The sequence below is a fragment of the Rhizobium sp. R711 genome, assembly GCF_002211365.1.
Classification (GTDB): Bacteria; Pseudomonadota; Alphaproteobacteria; order Rhizobiales; family Rhizobiaceae; genus Rhizobium.
In genome coordinates, this window is the sequence record NZ_LOKZ01000039.1 from 45,378 (window position 1) to 64,528 (window position 19,151).

General features: G+C 60.4%; 15 protein-coding genes. 9 read left to right on the forward strand and 6 right to left on the reverse strand.

Translation table 11 applies throughout. The annotated features are described in order from the left end of the window. The first annotated feature begins 4 nt into the window (after positions 1–4). The 6 genes from ATY80_RS27555 (at position 5) to ATY80_RS27580 (ending at position 7,555) form a co-directional block, all read left to right on the forward strand. Entirely contained in the window at positions 5–1,381 is a 1,377-nt protein-coding gene (locus tag ATY80_RS27555) for an aspartate aminotransferase family protein (protein ID WP_088695461.1), read from the forward strand. Positions 1,382–1,611: 230 nt separating this feature from the next. Beyond that, positions 1,612–2,328 (forward strand): HAD-IA family hydrolase, encoded by a 717-nt coding sequence (locus ATY80_RS27560; RefSeq protein WP_088695462.1) that lies wholly within the window; start codon positions 1,612–1,614, stop codon positions 2,326–2,328. A gap of 64 nt (positions 2,329–2,392) precedes the next feature. Next, entirely contained in the window at positions 2,393–4,003 is a 1,611-nt protein-coding gene (locus ATY80_RS27565; protein WP_088695463.1) for an ABC transporter substrate-binding protein, read from the forward strand. Positions 4,004–4,098: 95 nt separating this feature from the next. Further along, positions 4,099–5,049, forward strand: a complete 951-nt coding sequence (locus tag ATY80_RS27570; RefSeq protein WP_088695464.1) for an ABC transporter permease — start codon at positions 4,099–4,101, stop codon at positions 5,047–5,049. Next, on the forward strand, positions 5,046–5,897 hold the full coding sequence (locus ATY80_RS27575; RefSeq protein WP_088695465.1) for an ABC transporter permease: 852 nt from the start codon (positions 5,046–5,048) through the stop codon (positions 5,895–5,897). Before ATY80_RS27570 ends, ATY80_RS27575 begins: the two co-directional genes overlap by 4 nt. 2 nt (positions 5,898–5,899) lie before the next feature. Then, entirely contained in the window at positions 5,900–7,555 is a 1,656-nt protein-coding gene (locus tag ATY80_RS27580) for an ABC transporter ATP-binding protein (protein ID WP_088695466.1), read from the forward strand. A gap of 28 nt (positions 7,556–7,583) precedes the next feature. On the opposite strand, the gene ATY80_RS27585 is transcribed toward ATY80_RS27580, so the two are convergent. Continuing rightward, positions 7,584–8,060: an Lrp/AsnC family transcriptional regulator gene (locus ATY80_RS27585; protein WP_088695467.1), complete on the reverse strand. Its 477-nt coding sequence runs from the start codon at positions 8,058–8,060 to the stop codon at positions 7,584–7,586. 225 nt (positions 8,061–8,285) lie between these two features. On the opposite strand from ATY80_RS27585, the gene ATY80_RS27590 reads away from it, so the two are divergent. Both ATY80_RS27590 and ATY80_RS27595 read left to right on the forward strand, forming a co-directional pair. Beyond that, positions 8,286–9,611, forward strand: a complete 1,326-nt coding sequence (locus ATY80_RS27590) for an FAD-binding oxidoreductase (RefSeq protein WP_088695468.1) — start codon at positions 8,286–8,288, stop codon at positions 9,609–9,611. A gap of 59 nt (positions 9,612–9,670) precedes the next feature. Further along, positions 9,671–10,579 (forward strand): LysR family transcriptional regulator, encoded by a 909-nt coding sequence (locus ATY80_RS27595; RefSeq protein ID WP_088695614.1) that lies wholly within the window; start codon positions 9,671–9,673, stop codon positions 10,577–10,579. Between the two features lie 31 nt (positions 10,580–10,610). Here the strand turns inward: ATY80_RS27595 and ATY80_RS27600 are convergent, their stop codons facing one another. Genes ATY80_RS27600 through ATY80_RS27615 form a run of 4 tightly spaced genes read right to left on the reverse strand, consistent with a single transcriptional unit; the run spans position 10,611 to position 16,380 of the window. Further along, positions 10,611–11,981, reverse strand: coding sequence for an FAD/NAD(P)-binding oxidoreductase (locus tag ATY80_RS27600; RefSeq protein ID WP_088695469.1), 1,371 nt, complete (start codon positions 11,979–11,981; stop codon positions 10,611–10,613). After that, on the reverse strand, positions 11,978–12,301 hold the full coding sequence (locus ATY80_RS27605; RefSeq protein WP_088695470.1) for a (2Fe-2S)-binding protein: 324 nt from the start codon (positions 12,299–12,301) through the stop codon (positions 11,978–11,980). The genes ATY80_RS27600 and ATY80_RS27605 overlap by 4 nt, the downstream gene beginning before the upstream one ends. Next, entirely contained in the window at positions 12,298–14,292 is a 1,995-nt protein-coding gene (locus ATY80_RS27610) for a hydantoinase B/oxoprolinase family protein (protein WP_088695471.1), read from the reverse strand. Before ATY80_RS27610 ends, ATY80_RS27605 begins: the two co-directional genes overlap by 4 nt. A 6-nt stretch (positions 14,293–14,298) precedes the next feature. Next, complete coding sequence (locus tag ATY80_RS27615) at positions 14,299–16,380, reverse strand: hydantoinase/oxoprolinase family protein (protein ID WP_088695472.1); 2,082 nt, start codon at positions 16,378–16,380, stop codon at positions 14,299–14,301. 212 nt (positions 16,381–16,592) lie between these two features. Here ATY80_RS27615 and ATY80_RS27620 point away from each other — a divergent pair, with 212 nt between their 5' ends. After that, positions 16,593–17,696 (forward strand): FAD-binding oxidoreductase, encoded by a 1,104-nt coding sequence (locus tag ATY80_RS27620; RefSeq protein WP_088695473.1) that lies wholly within the window; start codon positions 16,593–16,595, stop codon positions 17,694–17,696. Between the two features lie 52 nt (positions 17,697–17,748). Here ATY80_RS27620 and ATY80_RS27625 read toward each other — a convergent pair whose 3' ends face one another. Continuing rightward, entirely contained in the window at positions 17,749–18,927 is a 1,179-nt protein-coding gene (locus tag ATY80_RS27625) for a Fic family protein (protein WP_088695474.1), read from the reverse strand. Between the last annotated feature and the right edge of the window lie 224 nt (positions 18,928–19,151).

The following is a 19,151-nucleotide window of genomic DNA, read 5'->3' on the forward strand; positions in this document are numbered from 1 at the left end:
GACCATGTACAGCAATTCCCTCATCGAGCTCGATCGTGCCCATCTGGTGCATCCGGTCGCCTCCTATCGCGGCCATGAGCAGCAAGGCGTGCGGGTGCTTTCATCCGCCAAGGGAGCAACGATCACCGATGCTCAAGGCCGCCAGTTGATCGATGGCTTCGCGGGGCTTTGGTGCGTCAACGCCGGTTACGGTCACGAAACGATCGTGGAGGCGGCGGCTCGCCAGATGCGCGAGCTTCCCTATGCGACAGCTTATTTCGGCCTCGGCAGTGAATCGGCGATCCGCCTTGCCGCCGAGCTCGCCGAACGCGCGCCCGGCGACCTCAACCACATCTATTTCACGCTGGGCGGCTCGGATGCCATCGACAGTACCGTCCGCTTCATCCGGTACTACTGGTTTGCCCGCGGCCAACCGCAGCGCGATCAATTCATCTCGATCGAGCAGGGCTATCACGGCTCTTCCACGGTCGGCGCGGGACTGACCGCCCTGCCCAACTTCCATGCCGGCTTCGGCGTTCCCCTCGACTGGCAGCACAAAATTCCGTCGCCCTATCCTTATCGCAATCCCGTCGGGCAGGATGCGAATGCCATCATCCGAGCGTCTCTCGCAGCACTCAGAGCGAAGGTCGACGCGATTGGAGCAGACCGGGTCGCCGCCTTCTACGCCGAACCGATCCAGGGTTCGGGGGGGGTGATCGTCCCGCCGAAGGGATGGATGAAGGCCATGCGGGAGCTCTGCAAGGAACTCGACATTCTCTTTGTCGCCGACGAAGTGATCACCGGCTTCGGCCGGACAGGCCCGCTTTTTGCCTGTTCCGAAGACGAGATTGTTCCCGATTTCATGACAACGGCCAAGGGGCTCACCTCCGGCTACGTTCCGATGGGCGCGGTTTTCATGGCCGATCACGTCTATCAGGTCATTGCCGATGGAGCGGGAGCCTCCGCCGTGGGTCACGGCTACACCTATTCCGCCCACCCCGTCAGCGCGGCAGTCGGGCTGGAAGTCTTGAAACTCTATGAAGGCGGACTGCTCGAAAACGGCATAAAGGCCGGCGCGAGGCTGATGGCGGGCCTCGAGAGCTTGAGAGATCATCCCCTGGTGGGCGATGTCCGCGGGCGCGGCATGCTGGCTGCGATCGAGCTGGTCGTGGACAAGGTCGCAAAAACGCCGCTGCCGGCGGAAGCCCAGCCATCACGCCGGATTTTCGACCGGGCTTGGGAAAACGGCCTGGTGGTCCGCGCCTTCGCCAATGGCGTGCTGGGGTATGCTCCGCCGCTTTGCTGCACGGACGCCGATATCGACGCGATCATCGAACGAACGGAAAAGACACTTGATCAGACGCTCGAAGATCCCGACGTCCGCCGGGCGCTGAAGGACTGAACCGGCCGAGGGCTAGGATCGATATACCGCGCGCAGGCGTTTTTCAGAATTTTGTGCCGCATCGCTAGTCCGATTCGGCGCAAACGGCGCGGTCGAAGTGCCAAACTTATCCTTAATGAAGGTCCATCCCGGCAAATTCGGGAGCGGTAAGAAAACAAGTGGACCTGGGAACAGCATAATCTTCCGCAAGGCGGCCGCCCGGCGCCGCCAGCAAGCAGACTGGGGCAGATATGACTAAGTCGTTGGCAGAATTCAAATATATGAGCTTCGACGTTGTCGGAACTCTGATCGACTTTGAAGGCGGCCTCAAAACCTGCCTCAACGAAATTGCAGCTGAAGCGAAGGTGACGATCGACGGCGAGGAGGCGCTGGCGCTCTATCGAGCCGCGCGCTACGCCGATGATGCGGATCTGTTTCCCGACGATCTCGTACGTGTCTATCTCGCCATCGCCCCAAAACTCGGTTTACCGACCGAAGAGGCCTATGGTCGGCGCCTGCGCGATTCCGCCAGACTATGTAAAGCCTTTCCCGATAGCGCCGAAGCCCTGGCGCAGCTGGCCCGCAAATATCGACTGATCGCCATGACGAACGCCCGCCGCTGGGCCTTCGAACATTTCTCGGCGGAACTGGGACATCCGTTTCATGCTGCCTTCACCGCCGACGACACCGGCACCGAGAAGCCCGATCCGGCCTTCTTTCACAAGGTCTTCGACTTCGTCGCCGGCGAGAATGCCAGCAAGGACGATATTCTCCACGTAGCGCAGAGCCAGTACCACGATATCGGGGTATCCCGGCAATTGGGGATGACGAATTGCTGGATCCAGCGCCGTCACGCGCAGGCCGGTTATGGCGGCACGATCGAACCGGCCGAATTCACCACGCCAGACTACCACTTCAAATCCATGGCCGAGCTTGCCGAAGCCGTGAGCGCGCTGGAGGCGGCCTGACCAGCCGTCATCATCGTCGCATGCAATAAAAAGCAGATTGCCAACCAGAAAAAAGGGGAATGACATGAACGACAAGATCATGAACTGGACTGCCTCGGATGACGCGATGGTCGAGAACGCCATTCGTCGAGGCGCCACCCGCCGCGAACTTCTCACCATGCTTCTGGCAGGCGGTGTTGCCATGTCGGCGGGCGGCCTGGTGCTCGGCCGGCCATCGAATGCCGTCGCGGCCACTCCCAAATCCGGCGGCAATCTGAAAGCAGCCGGCTGGTCGTCCTCGACCGCCGATACGCTCGACCCTGCCAAGGCGTCGCTGTCGACGGACTATGTACGCTGCTGTTCGCTCTATAATCGCCTGACCTTCATCGACAAGGCCGGCGTGACGCAGATGGAACTCGCCGAAAGCTTCGAAAGCAAGGACGCCAAGACCTGGACGGTCAAGCTGCGCAAGGGCGTGACATTCCATGACGGCAAGGAGCTGATGGCCGATGATGTCGTCTTCTCGCTCAAACGCCATCTCGATCCCAGTGTCGGCTCGAAAGTCGCCAAGATCGCTGCGCAGATGACCGGCTTCAAGGCTGTCGACAAGTCGACGGTCGAAATCACCCTGGCCGATCCGAATGCCGACCTGCCGACCATTCTCGCCCTGCATCACTTCATGATCGTCGCCAACGGCACGACCGACTTCTCGAAGGGCAATGGTACCGGAGCCTTCGTTCTCGAAACCTTCGATCCGGGCAATCGCTCGGTCGTGGTGAAGAACAAGAACTACTGGAAGTCCGGCCAGCCCTATCTCGACTCGTTCGAATTCTTTGCGATCAGTGATGACAATGCCCGCGTCAATGCGCTGTTGTCGGGCGACATTCACTACGCCGCTTCGATCAATCCGCGCGCCATGAAGCTGATCGACGGGCAGTCGGGCTTTACGCTGTCGAAAACGACGAGCGGCAATTATACCAACCTGAACATGCGCCTCGACATGACGCCGGGCAACAAGAAGGACTTCATCGATGGCATGAAGTTGCTGGTCAATCGCGAGCAAATCGTCAAGTCGGCCCTGCGCGGCCTTGGCGAAGTTGCCAATGATCAGCCCGTTTCCCCCGCCAATATCTATCACAACAACGATCTGAAGCCGAAGGCCTTCGATCCGGATAAGGCGAAGTTCCATTTCCAGAAGGCCGGCGTGCTCGGACAGTCCATTCCGGTGATAGCCTCGGACGCTGCAACTTCGTCGATCGACATGGCGATGATCATCCAGGCGGCCGGCGCAAACATCGGCATGAAGCTCGATGTCCAACGCGTCCCTTCCGATGGTTATTGGGATAATTACTGGCTGAAGGCACCGATCCATTTCGGCAACATCAATCCGCGCCCGACGCCGGACATCCTGTTTTCACTTCTCTACGCTTCGAATGCACCGTGGAACGAAAGCCAGTACAAGTCGGAAAAGTTCGACAAGATGCTGATCGAAGCGCGCGGCTTGCTGGATCAGGCCAAACGCAAGCAGATCTACGCCGAAATGCAGGTAATGATCGCTGAAGAAGCCGGCACCATCATCCCGGCTTACATCTCGAATGTGGATGCACTTTCGGGCAAGGTGCACGGATTGGAAGCCAACCCGCTCGGTGGCATGATGGGTTATGCAATGGCGGAGTATCTGTGGCTCGATGCCTAGCGGCCGCTGAACCTCCCCGGGCGGCGCAAAGTAGCCCGGGGACCTCCGTCTCGCGAACGCCGTTCGTTTCGTAGATCGCCGCAGGAGCATTGCCTTTGAGATCCGAGGTCTCCAATCTTATCCTAAACAGGCTCTTCATCGCGCTCATCACCTTGCTGATCGTGTCATTCGCCGTCTTCTTCGCAACCAGCATGCTGCCGGGAGACACGGCGTCCATCCTGCTTGGCCAGGCAGCGACGCCAGAAGCGGTTGCCGGCCTGCGCAAGGCAATGCATCTCGACGAGCCGGCGATCCTCCGGTTCCTGGAATGGCTTCTCGGCCTGATGAAGGGCGATCTCGGCACGTCCTACGCAAACAATATGCCCGTTGCGGAGCTGATCGGCCGCCGTCTGGTTGCGACGCTGGAGCTTGCCGCCATCACGACGTTCGTCTCGGTCCCGCTTGCACTCCTGCTTGGCATTACTTCGGCCATGCTTCGCGGCTCCTATTACGATCGGATTGTCACGATCATTTCCATCGGCGTCATATCGGTCCCCGAATTCATGGTCGCAACGCTTGCAGTGCTGCTGTTCGCCGTCTATCTGCGCTGGCTGCCGGCACTGTCCTCCATCAGCCAGGTGCATACGGTCTTCGATCTTCTGAAGATCTACGCCATGCCCGTCATCACGCTCACCTTCGTCATCTCAGCCCAGATGATCCGCATGACCAGGGCGGCTCTGATCGAGACGCTGAAGACGCCCTATGTGGAAATGGCCCTGCTCAAGGGCGCCTCGCGCGGCCGCATGGTCTTCAGGCATGCATTGCCCAATGCGCTGGGGCCGATCGTCAACGCGGTCGCACTGTCGCTCTCCTATCTCGTCGGCGGCGTGATCATCGTCGAGACCATCTTCAACTATCCGGGTATCGCCAAATTGATGGTGGATGCCGTCGCGACCCGCGATCTCCCGCTCATCCAGAGCTGCGCGATGATCTTCTGCCTCGGTTATCTCGTGCTGATCACCATGGCCGATATCGTCGCAATCCTGTCAAATCCGAGGCTGCGATGACGATGAACAGCTTGGCTTCCCGCACCCCTTCCCTTCTCGGCTATAATGTCAGCCTTGTTGGCGTCGTGGCCTTTGCGATAATCCTTGGCTGGACGATCGTCGCTTTGTTCGCACCCTACATGCTCCCCTATTCCGTCGGCGATATCGTCGATACCGACTATTTCGGCCCTATAAGCCGGCAATTATGGCTCGGCTCGGACTATCTCGGCCGTGATATGTTCTCGCGCGTTTTGATGGGCGCGCGCTATACGGTCGGCATTTCATTGGCTGCGGTCGCGCTGTGCTGCTTTTGCGGCGTGACGCTCGGCATGACAGCCGCTGTTGTCGGCGGATGGTTCGACACGATCCTGAGCCGGTTTCTCGATGCTTTGAACTCCATTCCAAGCAAGCTTTTCGGCCTGGTCGTCGTTGCCGCCGTCGGCTCGTCCATTCCGGTGCTGATCATCACGCTCGCCGTCATCTATACGCCCGGCGCCTATCGCTTTGCCCGCGCGCTCGCGGTCAATATCAACACGATGGATTTCATCACGGTTGCCCGCACCCGCGGCGAGCGGGTCGGCTACATTATCGGTTCGGAAATCCTGCCGAACATTATCCGTCCCGTTCTGGCAGATTTCGGCCTTCGCTTCGTCTTCGTCGTTCTCCTCTTGTCCGGACTGTCCTTCCTTGGCCTCGGCCTGCAGCCGCCCTATGCCGACTGGGGAGCCCTGGTCCGCGAAAATATCGGCGGACTGCCCTTCGCAGCACCGGCCGTGATCGTGCCCTCCTTTGCCATTGCCAGCCTCACCATCAGTGTCAACCTGCTGATCGATAATCTGCCGCGCAGGATCAGAGACAGGAGCGCATGACGATGGCCAATCTCGTTGAAATCAAGAATCTGAAGGTCGAGGCGACGACCGATTCCGGTCGCGTCGTCGAGATCATCAAGGGCGTCAGTTTCAATATCGCCAAAGGCGAGATTGTCGCGCTCATCGGCGAAAGCGGCTCGGGCAAGACGACGATCGCGCTAACCCTCATGGGGCATGCGCGCGAGGGCTGTCGCATCTCCGGCGGGGAGATCCAAGTCGATGGGCAGGACATGGCCGCCCTTTCCGAAAGCGAACGCTCGAAGGTCCGCGGCACTACCATCGCCTATATTCCGCAAAGTGCAGCGGCCGCCTTCAACCCGGCAACGAGGATCATGGAGCAGGTGATCGAGGTCACCCGCATTCATCGGCTGATGCCGCCTGAAGAGGCTCGCCAGCGCGCGATCGAGCTCTTCCGGGCGCTGTCGCTGCCGAACCCCGAAACAATCGGCGAACGATATCCGCATCAGGTCTCGGGAGGCCAGCTGCAGCGGTTGGCCGCAGCCATGGCTCTGATCGGCGACCCCAAGCTTGTCATTTTTGACGAACCGACGACCGCACTCGATGTGACGACGCAGATCGATGTGCTGAAGGCGTTCAAGTCCGTCATCCGTGCCGGCGACATTGCCGGCGTGTATGTTTCACACGATCTGGCGGTCGTCGCCCAGATCGCCGATCGCATTGCCGTGCTCAAGGGCGGCGAAATCCAGGAAATCGCGGAGACGGAGCCGATCCTGAGACGGCCGAGCCATCCCTATACGCGCGAGCTGCTGGCAGCCTTCGAGCCGAAGCAGTCTGCTCACGACAGCAAAACAAGCGGGGCGACTGCATCCGTGCTCAGGATTGACAACCTGGTGGCGGGCTATGGCGATATGCAGCCCAACGGCCTGCCGGCGGTCTGTGCGGTTCAATCCGTAAGCCTCGAAGTCGAGAAAGGCAAAAATCTTGGCATTATCGGTGAATCCGGATGCGGAAAGTCGACGCTGGCGCGCGCAATCGCCGGCATATTGCCGGCCGTATCAGGCACTATCGGCTTCAATGGCAGCGACATGAATCTCGCCGCGAAATTGCGCTCGCGCGATCAGTTGCGGGAAATGCAGATCGTCTTTCAATATGCCGACACCGCACTCAATCCGGCAAAGTCTATCGCCGATATTCTCGAGCGGCCCCTGGCCTTCTATCACGGGATGGACCGCAGGGCTCGGGCGGCCAGGGTCGACGAATTGCTCGACATGGTGCGATTGCCGCGTGCACTTCGCTATCGCTATCCGTCGGAATTGTCAGGCGGACAGAAGCAGCGCGTGAATTTTGCGCGTGCGCTTGCGGCAGAGCCACGGTTGATCATTTGCGATGAGATCACATCCGCGCTCGATACGGTGGTTGCGGCAGCGATTATCGACCTGCTTAAGGAACTGCAGCGGGAGCTGCATCTGTCCTACATCTTCATCAGCCACGATCTGTCGGTGGTCGAAGCGATTTGCGACAAGATCGTCGTAATGTATGGCGGCAAGAAAGTTGAACAGATCACACGCGAAGCCGCAAATGCGCCCCGCCACCCCTATTCCCAGCTGCTGTTCGGGTCCGTTCCCAAGCTGGATCCGACTTGGCTCGACAATCTCGTTCAGGACCCCGAACTCAAGCGCGAGTATGGCCACGGCTAGCCGGACAGCCCGGAAATAACATTGGATGCTACATGGGAAACAGGCTCGTCAACGGCATGTGCGCCTTGACGATCGGAGACTTGAGCACCACGAAGCTGAAATACTTGTCGATGCCGATATCCAGGTCGGTCAGGCGCTCCATGATCGTCTGATATTCTCCGATCCCAGCCGTCACGAACTTCAGCATATAGTCGTAGCCACCCGAAACGAGGTGGCATTCGATGACCTGATCGACCTTTTCGACTGCCGAAAGAAAACGGGCGAAGTCGATCTGCCGATGGTTCTTGAGCGTGACTTCCGTAAAGACTGTCAGCGTCTGACCTAGCTTACCGATACTGATCTGGGCCGAATATCCCTCGATATAGCCCTCCTGCTGCAGTTTCTTGACCCGCATCAGACAGGGGCTCGGCGACAGGTTGACCAGTTCCGCCAATTCGACATTGGTGATGCGGCCGTTCTTCTGAAGTTCGTACAGGATCTTGATGTCGATACGGTCGAGCTTCATCGGCAGATCTCTCCCATTTAAGGCGGCATTTTATGCTGCGAACTCTCAAAGATCGAGCATAACACCATGGTCCATCTTGTCTATTTCATTCTGCAGGAATCGAACCGGCACAATCAGCCGCTTGGTTCCCCATGAGCAGAATCTTATGCTGCATGGCGCGGTTGTGCGGCAGCTTCATGTCTGATCATTTCGCTATGCTGTCGGCTCGATAGGAGACCCGCATCCATGCCCGCACCGCTTGCCCTTGTCGAAAACTCTCCCGAATTGCCGACGTCCGCCGATGTCGTCGTCATCGGGGCTGGGATTGTCGGCGTTTTTACCGCCTATTATCTGGCAAAGCGGGGTCTCAAAGTCGTTCTCCTCGAAAAGGGTCACGTCGGCGCCGAGCAGTCCAGCCGCAACTGGGGTTGGTGCAGGCAACAGAACCGGGACGCCCGCGAGCTGCCGATGGCAACGAAGAGCCTCGAGCTCTGGGACCAATTCGCCGCAGAAACGGGAGAGGACACCGGCTTTCGCCGCTGCGGCCTCTTCTATCTGAGCAATAGCGAGGAAGAGCTTGCAGGATGGGCCCGCTGGCGCGATTTTGCCCGCGGCGTCGGTGTGACCACGCATATGCTCGATAGCGTTCAAGCCAGCGAGCGCGGCAAGGCGACTGCTCGCATCTGGAAGGGCGGCGTCTTTTCTCCGACCGATGGCATTGCCGATCCGGCCAACGCTGCACCGGCGGTCGCTCGCGCCCTGATGAAACTGGGGGGCTGTCTGCGCCAGAATTGCGCGGCGCGCGGCATAGAAACCGAAGGCGGGAAGCTCTCCGCCGTCGTGACCGAGGAAGGCACGATCAGGACGAGGATTGCCATCCTGTCCGGCGGCGCCTGGGCCTCGTCCTTCTGCCGCCAGCTCGGTATCCGCTTCCCGCAGGCGTCGATTCGCTCGTCGATCCTTTCGGTGAGCGATGGCCACGGCGAACTCCCGGATGCTCTTCATACTGCCTGTGTTTCGGTGACGCGTAGAGGCGACGGCGGTCATACGCTCGCCATCAGCGGCCGTGGCCGCGTCGATCCCACGCCACAGAACATGCGGTTCGGGGCACAGTTTCTGCCGATGTTCATTCGCCGCTGGCGCGCTCTGTCCGTGGGCGGCTTCGAGGGCCTTCGCAGCGGCCATGAAAACCTGTCACGCTGGCGCCTGGACCAGCCGACGCCGATGGAGCGGATGCGCATCCTCGATCCGGCCGTCGATAGAGGCACGATCCAGCTTACCTATGACCGTGCGCGCGAATTGCTGCCTGCCATCGCAAACCGCCGCATCACCGCAAGTTGGGCCGGCTACATCGATTCGACCCCTGACGGCGTGCCCGGCATCGGCGAGATCGCATCCATACCGGGCTTCGTGCTGGCGGCCGGTTTCAGCGGTCACGGCTTCGGCATCGGACCGGGTGCCGGCCACCTGATCGCCGATATCGTCACCGCTGCCACGCCGATAGTCGACCCGAAACCCTATCACCCCGACCGCTTCCTGCAATCCGCATGGGGCAAGGTGGCTGACTTCTGAAAGGGGCCATGCGTGCCAGACTTCGCCGGCAACCGAACCAGACCAAATGGATTTTCCTGATGCAGGCCCGTCAGCTCGAAGTCTTCTGCATGCTGATGCGATCCGGAACGGTGACCGGCGCTGCGGCCATGCTCAACATCACGCAGCCGGCGCTGAGCCAGATATTGCTGCATGCCGAAGACCAGCTGGGGTTCAAACTCTTCAATCGCGTGCGCGGCAAGCTGGTCCCGACAAGGGAGGCTGAAGAACTGTATCCGGAAGCCGAGCGCATCTTTTCCGAACTCGGAGCGCTTAGGCGTCGCACGACCGACATGCGCTTCGGGCGGACTGGACTGATCAGGATCGCTGCCACGACACCGCCAGCCATGTCGATCGTACCCAAGGCGCTTCTCGCCTTCAGAACGACCTATCCGGATATCGTCGTCCGCTCGCTGATCGCACCGCTGATCAACGTGGTGGACATGATCCGCAATGGCGATGCTCCACTCGGTATCGTCATGAACAACATCGCGCGGCCCGGCATCGATGTCGAAACGCTCGGATATGCCGAACTCACCTGCATCGTGCCGGAGGGACATCATCTTGCGGCGCGAGAGAACATCGCATTCGCCGATCTTCAGGACGAGACGCTGATTTCCTACCGTGCGGATACTTTCCCCGGCCAGCTGCTTGCCAATGCCGCAAATTCGGAAAATCAGGCGTTCAATCCCGCGATCGAGATCGATATCTCCATTACCGCCCTGCCTTTTGTCCGCAATGGCTTTGGTGTCGCGATCGTGGATGGTCTGCTGCCGTGGGAGCAGTTTCCCGGCCTCGTGCGCCGGCCGCTGTTGCCACGAAAGACAGTTCCGATCGCGCTGCTGACCAGCCGGGACCGCCCCTTGACGGGCAGCCACCTTGCGATGCGCGACTATTTGCGCCAGGCCTGTGCCGGCGTGCTGAAGGATGGAGAAGCCGCGCCGGAGTAAAATCGCGTCGGCATAGCCGAAACGAACTTGGTCAGGTCTCGTTTACCCAGGATCCGATCGGCAGCGGACGAACAGGCGCCTGCTCACGCAAGCGACCGACCTCGCAGACGGGGATTCCCGCACGCTCCGCAATCAATTCGGCGCCGGCGAGCTGACAAAACCGTCCCTGACATCGTCCCATTCCCACGCGCACCAATGACTTCACCCGGTTTGCCTCACCTCCGGCATAGTCGACGCTGTCGCGCAGATCGCCGGCGCTGATGCCCTCGCAGCGGCAGACTATCGTTTTATCGGGAACGGATCGGACCATGTCGGCAGGCCAGTGAAAGGCGCGGGCGATGGCGCGAGCAAAGCGTTCGTAGCGCGCAAGCCGCCGGAGATCCCGTGCCGGATCGGGATAGGGCAATCCCATATCGGCAAGGCAGGCACTCGCGGCAAGCCGCCCCGCAACTTCCGCGCCATCGGCGCCAAGGATCCGCAGGGCGTCGCCGGCAAGATATACGCCATCGGCAGCTCGGCCCATTCGATCCGCCTGCGGCAGCCACTGGGCCCAGCCCGGATCGTAATCGAACCTGCACCGAGCCAGACCGGCAAGGTGCGTTTCGGCTCTCAGGTGCCAGCCGATGCCGACCATATCGCATTCGGTATGATGGTCGCGCCCGCCGGCATCCCGCCAGCGAACTGCCGTCGCTCCGGTCTCGTCACTGACGATATCGGTCAGCGTCACGCCTGCGCGATATATCAGGCCGAGTTTCAGTCGCATCGCAAGGCCCCGTAGGACCACAGCCGGCCTTGCCAGCATGTCCGGAAGCGCAAAGATCTGGTTTCGAACAGAAGAGGTGTCGAGAACGGCCGCAACATTCGCTCCGGCCTTCAGAAGCTGGGCCGCAACGAGGGTCAGCAGGGGGCCGGAACCCGCGAGAACGATCCTTCGCCCCAAGGCGAGGCCCTGCGCCTTCAGGGCGATCTGCGCGGCCCCGAGACTGTAGACGCCAGGCGCTTGCCAGCCAGGTACCGGCACCAGCCGGTCGGTCGCGCCGGTCGCCAGTATCAGCCTGTTATAGGCGAATTCCCGGCGGCCGGCTGATGTCAGCACCTGCAGCCTATTGTCCGCGAGCGCCATCGCTGAACTTTGAGGATGGTATTCGACCTGGCCGCGAGCGACCATACGATCGAAGAGGGAATGAAGGGCAAGGGCTTTGCCGGCCTCCGATCCATAGAGTTGCTCGGCCGAACGCGTAAACCTCTCCGGGGGGCGACGATATATCTGGCCGCCCGCACTCATCCCCTCGTCGATGACGACGGGCCGGATACCGGCTGCCACCAGAAGCTCGGCTGCGCGGATGCCCGCCGGACCGGCACCGACAATCACTATTGCCTTCCGGTCATTCGCCACCGTCATGGCCAATCTCCCGGCGCCTGGGTCATCAGGGACATGCCGCTGGCAACGAGGGTCGAACAGGCGCGTAGGCGGGTTCCATCCTGCTGCCAGACCCAGCAGTCCTGGCAGGCGCCCATCAGGCAGAAGCCGGCCCTCCCTTCCGGCCCGAATTCGGATTGCCGAAGAACCTGCGAGAATGTCAGCATGGCCGTCAGCACCGTGTCACCGGCCAAGGCTTTGCGTTCGATGCCGTCGAGCAGGAAGCGGACGGATGGCCGATCCTGTTCGGCGAGACGGACGATGCGCCCCGTTTCTCCAGCCGGACGCGGCCCCTTACTCATTCGGCCACCTCCAGCTCTTTGATTTGAAGACGAACCTCCGGCATTTCCGGGAACCGTGCGCGGACATCGGCAAAAGCTGCGGCAACGCCCTCATGTCCCGCACGTCCCTTCATTCGGCGGAAAATCTCCGTCTTGGTGAAGAAGCGCCAATGGATCGGAAGACAGGCAAGAATATCCGTGAGCAGGTCATAGGCAGCGGGTGTCCATTGCGCCTCGTAGCCTTCACGCTCGTCACCGTAGTGAAAGTGAGTCGCTGGACTCGTGCGCGATGCCCTGAGACGGGATGTTTCGGCTTCGTCCACCTTGCCGTTGCGAATGACTACACCATAATCGCGCTCGGCCACTTCCACGGAAACATAGCCGCGCTCCACATCCTGCAGCACGCGCCAGGCCTCGCGCTCAAGCGGATTTCCGCGACCGCCGCCTCCGGCCGAACGAATCTCGAGCACATCACCCGGCTGCAGGACGGCGGTGTCGATGTTGCCGAGGCGGCGATAGTCCTCGCGCCCGGGATTCAGCACCATGTCGGAGAGCCCTGCAGCCTTGCCGCCGAGCAACCCCCAGGGACGGAAGAAGCTGCGGTCGCGGTTGCGGGCGGTGATACGGCTCCCGGGCGCGAACACGCGGAACGCCATTTCGGTCGCCAGACCGCCGCGCCAGCGGCCGGCGCCGCCGCTGTCCCTGGCAAGCCCGTATTTGACGAATTCGATCGGCACTTCGGTTTCCGTGATTTCGATCGGCGTATTCTTCAGATAGGCAGCATCGGCACCCGAACCGTTGGTGCCGTCACGATGCGGCATGCCGCCGCCGCCGCCGACCACCGGGTTGACGGCGGCGATTACGCTGCGGCCCGTGCGCTCGTCCGTGGTCATGACGTTGACGATGCAATTGTTGCCGGCCGGCGCGGCGGGCAGCAATTCGGGAACCGCCTGGCAGAAGGCGCCGAAGATCACGGACCGCAAGCGCGCGCAGGTGAGCGAACGCATACCGACAGCCGCCGGCGATACCGGATTGAGAACGCTCCCCTGGGGTGCAACGCAGGTAAAGGGGCGGGTCAGCCCGGTGTTGAGCAGGATCTTGGGGTTCAGCGTATAGAGAATATAATAGACGCCGACTAGCAACATGGTGTGGCGCGGATCGCCGCCCGAGGGAACGTTGAGCGACGAGCCAAGCTGCGGATCGGAGCCGGTAAAATCGAGGATCGCCTCATCGCCCCTGATCGTCAGCGTCAGCTTCAGGCGGCATGGATTGGCCTCGACGGAATCCTCATCCGCATAATCGACGAATTCCCACGTGCCATCAGGCATGACCCGTAGAAGATCGCGCGCCTGCGCTTCGGCGTGATCCAGAAGCAAGTCGGCGCCTTCGAGAAATGCCTGCTTGCCGAATTTTTCGACCATGGCCAGGATCTTGCGCTCGCCGGTGTTGAGCGCGCCGACCAGCGCCTTGATGTCACCGATGTTGAGGTCTGGTTTGCGCACATTCGTGGTCATGATTTTGAGGATGTCTTCGTCGAAGACACCTTCATTGACCAGCTTCATCGGCGGAAATCGAATGCCTTCCTGATGGATCTCCGTCAGCGCGCGCGAAAGGGAAGCCGGCACAGCACCGCCCATGTCGGTGTTATGGATATGCCCGCCGGTCCAGGCGATGATCTCGCCCTCGTAAAAAACCGGCCTCCAGAGATGCGTGTCCGGTGCATGTGTGGCCACGAAGCAGGAATAGGGATCGTTGGTGAAGGCAACGTCGCCCGGCTTGTAGTTCTCGATCATTTCGATGGCCCGGGTATAGGTGAGCCCAGGATACCATGTCGCGCCGAGACCCATCGGAACGCCGAAGGTTTCCCCCTTGCGATTGATCAGCATGACGGTGAAATCCTCCGTCTCCTTGACGAAGGCCGAATGAGCCGTCCGCTGCAGCGTATAGGCCATGTTTTCGGCGGCAGCCCTGGTATGGTTGGCAAACACTTGAAGGTTCGAACGGTCGAACATGGGCCGTTACTCCGAAAAGGTGAGGTGAAGGTTCAGGTGCCGGTCGATCGTCACCTGCGTGCCGACCGGAATGGCAAAGGTCGTATCGTCCTGGGCCACGATGGCAGGGCCGCTGAAGCGCTCGCCTGGACGCAGCTGGTCTCGCCGGTATAGTCCGATCCATTCGAACGCCTTGCCGGTATAGACCGGTATTTCGAGCTCGGGTTCGGCCATGCCGGCAATCTCGTCGAGGCCGACGGTCGTTTGCAGTGCCGGTCCGGCACCGATGGCAGACAGACGAAGATTGACGATTTCGATCCTGCCGGCCGGATCGGCAAAATCGTAAAGGCGGGCGTGCATGGCGTGGAAAGCCTCTTCCATCGCGGCAAGATTGCCTTGCGCCACCCAGGCCGCCTCCAGCGGAACCTCGATTTCAAAGCTCTGGCCGACATAGCGCATGTCGGCGGAAATCCGCAGTTCGGCAGGCCCTTCGTGTCCCTGCTTGACGAGCCAGCTTCGCCCTTCGGCCGACAACGCCTCCGAAGAACCGCGCAGCAAAGGCAGGGCTTCCGGCGACAGATGCGTGAAGATCGTTTTGATGAAGTCGCCGCGCAGATCTGCAACCAGACCGCCGAGAGCCGATACAACGCCCGGGCGCGGCGGCCCGATGGCCTTCGCCATGCGAAATTCACGGGCGAGAAACGCGCCCAGCATGGGGCCACCGCCGCCGAACGGCATGAGGGTAAACTCCCGCAAGTCGACGCCGGCCCGCGACGCTAGCTTTTCCACTTCGACGAACATCTCCGAGATCGCAATGTCGAGAATGGCCTGGGACACCTCTTCAACCGAACGCCCGATACGCTCGGCAAGCGTTGAAACGGCCGCGCGTGCGAGCCCGACATCGATGCGCAACTGACCGTAGGCCATCTCGCTGTGCCCCAGCCAGCCGCAGACAGCCATGGCATCGGTCACGGTCGCTTGCGTGCCGCCCCGGCCATAACAGGCAGGACCAGGCGTCGAGCCGGCCGATTCCGGTCCAACCCGCAAGACGCCATGCGCGTCGATGCTGGCAATGGAACCGCCGCCGATGCCGATGGAACTGACGGAGACCGAGGGAATATGAAGCGGAAACTCGCCGATCAATTCGCCCGTCCCGAATTGTGGCTCGCCGTCGATGATCAACGCGAAGTCTGCCGAGGTGCCGCCGATGTCGAGGGTGAGGACATGTTTCTCACCGGCGAGACGCGCCAGCCAAGCGGCGCCGATCACGCCCGAGGCCGTGCCGGACAGCAGCATCTGCACACAAGAACGCTTTCCTTCCGCCGCGTTCATCACGCCGCCATTCGATTTCGTCAGCAAAGCCGGCGCCATCACTCCGCGCGATGCGAGCTTATCTTCGAGAGCCGTCAGGTAACCCGAAACCCTCGGATGGACGTAGCCGTTGAGGATCGCCGTCGTCGTCCGCTCATATTCGCGAATGACCGGCCACACTTCCGAGGACGTGAAGACGAACAGATCAGGTGCAAGCTTTTCGATTTCGCTCTTGACGGCGGTTTCCTGGGCGTCGTCGCGCCAGGAATGCAGAAAGGATATGATGATGCCGGCCGCGCCCTTGACCTTTGCGGCCGCCACGGCCGCCGTAACCGCGTTCATGTCCGGCGCCTGCGCTTCGCTGCCATCGGCCCGCAACCGCGCGGGGATGCCGAAGATCATGTCGCGTGCGATGAGCTGCTCGGGCCGGGAGCAGAAGAGAGAGTAGACATCAGGCATTCTCAGCCGGGCCAATTCGATGACATCCTCGAGACCGGCATTCGTCATGAGGGCAAGCGAAACACCGCGCCTCTGGATGACGGTGTTGATACCGACCGTGGTGCCGTGAACGAAGCGACTGATGTCCTCCGGCTGCAATCCCTCGCGCTCGGCAAGCAAGGAAAGCCCGGTCATCAATTCCGCGCCCGGATCATCGGGCGTCGTCAGCACCTTCAACGAAGCGACGCGACCGGAGCGGCTTTCCAGCGCGCAGAAATCGATGAAGGTGCCGCCGATATCGACACCGATCTTCCAATCCTGCTGCGAAGCCCCTCGAACTTGCCCTTTCGCGTCCGCCATATCCGTTCCTTTCCTTTGCCTGTCACGAAACTGGCATGGACGCGCCGGAGAGGTCCAAGAGCGAAAATGCCAAAGGTCATAAGCCGGACTTATGCTCTGACGATCGGCTAAACCCATAGGCCGGGCTTATGGGCGCTGTGTGATCCCGACTTTGACAGCGCCAAGCGGGCTCGGACAAGGTGGAGATTGTTTTCAGCCTATGGAGATCCTCGATGGACGCTATCGTGCTGGGCGGCGGGCTCATGGGAGCCGCCTCCGCCTTTTTTCTCGCCCGGCGCGGCATCCGCGTGACGCTTATCGAACGCAATCGGGTCGGAAGCGGCGCGACAGTGGCGTCCTTCGGCAATATCAGGCGAAGCGGCCGATATATACCACAATTGCCGCTTGCTCACCGCTCGCTTGCCCTGTGGGGACAGGCCGAGGCCATGCTCGGACGCGATGTGGAATTCCGCGCAACCGGCCACCTGCGGCTGGTCTTCAGCCAGGAAGGACTTGCGGCGATGCGATCCTTTGTCAAGGAGGCCCGACCGTGGGGACTGGAACTGGAAGAGCTGACCGCGAAGGACGTGCGGTCGCGCTTTCCCGGCCTCGGCCCAGACGCGATTGCCGCCTCCTTTTCCCCGAATGATGGAAGCGGCAACCCGCGTCTCATTGCACCGGCCTTCGCGGACGCCGCCCGAAAATTGGGGGCCGACATCGTCGAGAATGTCGGCATCGGGACTATCAGAAAAAGTGACTGCGGATTTCAGGTCGAAACATCGAAGGGCTTGCACAAAGCCTCGATGTTGCTGAACGCAACGGGTGCCTGGGGTGCTCGTGTCGCAGGCCTGTTCGGAGAAACGGTTCCGATTACTGCCAGAGGCCCGCAAATGGGAGTGACCGAACCTCTCCCTCATCGCATTCTCCCGGTCGTCGGCGTCTGGGCGCATGATCACGGCGGCGGTTACCTGCGGCAGGTGGAAAGGGGCAATATCGTCTTCGGCGGTGGCGCCGATCGCACCGATGTTTCGCTCGATACCGGATACGCCAAGGCAGACCCTGCCCGCTTGCCGGGCCAGCTTCGTTCGTTGCTGCCGATTTTGCCGGCGCTGAAAGCGGTTACCGTGATACGTACATGGTCGGGTTGCGAGGGCTATGTCGAAGATGGCCTCCCGGTGATGGGGCCCTCCTTCACAACCGCCGGCCTGTTTCACGCCTTCGGCTTTTCCGGCCATGGTTTCCAACTTGGTCCGGGCGTTGGCGATGTCATGGCCGAACTCATGGCGACGGGAAGAACGGATATTCCGCTGCGCGATTTTCGAATCGAACGCTTTTAAAAATACTCTTGCGCCTTGATGAAGATCGAACCTTCGGCCCATCTATTTCTCATTAACTGAGAGGCAAGGGATCCGTGCCTTCGCTTAGAATTGCAAGGTATCGTTGATAGCTGAACACGCGGCCACGCTTGCGGCCGGTCACCTCATCAACAATGCCCAATCGCTCCAGATCGGCGAGTGCGGCGTTGACGGTTGGTGCGGACAGACCTGTTATCTGAACAATCTGGTTCGCTGTGTGAAAAGGATTCTGCTGGAAGAGCTCGTGAATGCGAAGGGCCGACCCTGCTCTATCACTCTCCACCGTGATCCGCTCCCGATCTTCCTTAAAAAGATCGACGATCTGGGTTGCGGCCTCAAATGCTTGATTGGCGGTGTCGGCGACACCGGTTAGGAAAAAGTCTAGCCAAGCTTCCCAGTTTCCATGTTCACGAACCTCTTGCAGTAACCGATAGTATTCTCTCCGATGGGACTTCAGATAGAGGCTGAGGTAAAGCAGCGGCTTTCGCAATACGCCGTTCATGCAAAGATACAGGGTTATAAGCAGGCGACCAATACGGCCGTTGCCATCGAGAAACGGATGGATCGTTTCAAACTGCACATGCAGCAATCCAGCTTTGATCAGCGCCGGGAGCCGAGATTGGTCGTCATGAATGAAGCGTTCGAACGCGTCCAGGCAACCGGCCATTTCAGTGACAGGTGGTGGTACAAAGAGTGCGTTACCGGGGCGCGTGCCACCAATCCAGTTTTGCGAGCGGCGGAATTCTCCAGGATCCTTGGTGCCTCCACGTCCACTGTGCAGGAGCTTGACGTGCATCTCACCGATCAGACGCAACGACATGGGCAGCGTTTCCAGCCGCTCCAAACCGTACATCATGGCGTCAACATAATTGGAGACTTCACGAATATCATCAACCGGTTGCCCGGCCTGAGCTTCGGTTTCGAACCGCAAGAGATCGGAAAGCGTCGACTGCGTGCCTTCAATCTGCGAGGAAAGAACAGCTTCCTTTCTCACATACATATAAAGAAACAGCTCCTGTCGCGGCAGCAGCATTGTGATACCATCCAGGCGTCCTAGCGCGCGCTCTGCTAGGCTGAGACGCTCCAGCAAAGAAAGCACATCGATCGTCGGCTCGGGTGGCAATGGTGGCGGCACGAACGCCCGCACTGTTTCATTGGCGGCAATCGTCTCGACAAAACGACCCAGACGATGTTTGGATTGGGAATCAGACATAACCCAGTATCAGCTGCGCCGCTTATTTAAACAAGAAGCGGTTCATTTAATTAAGCGACATACTTAGATAAGCGTGCTTAATTAACGCTCGGAAGCTGCAACCCTGAGCATCAATCTCCAATGATTTTCATAGATGCGATAATCTGGCCGCATTCGAATTGCCGCGCGCCATACATCCTTTCTTAAAGCTCGCCTCATATTCCCGCTCGCCCTCGGCATTGGCG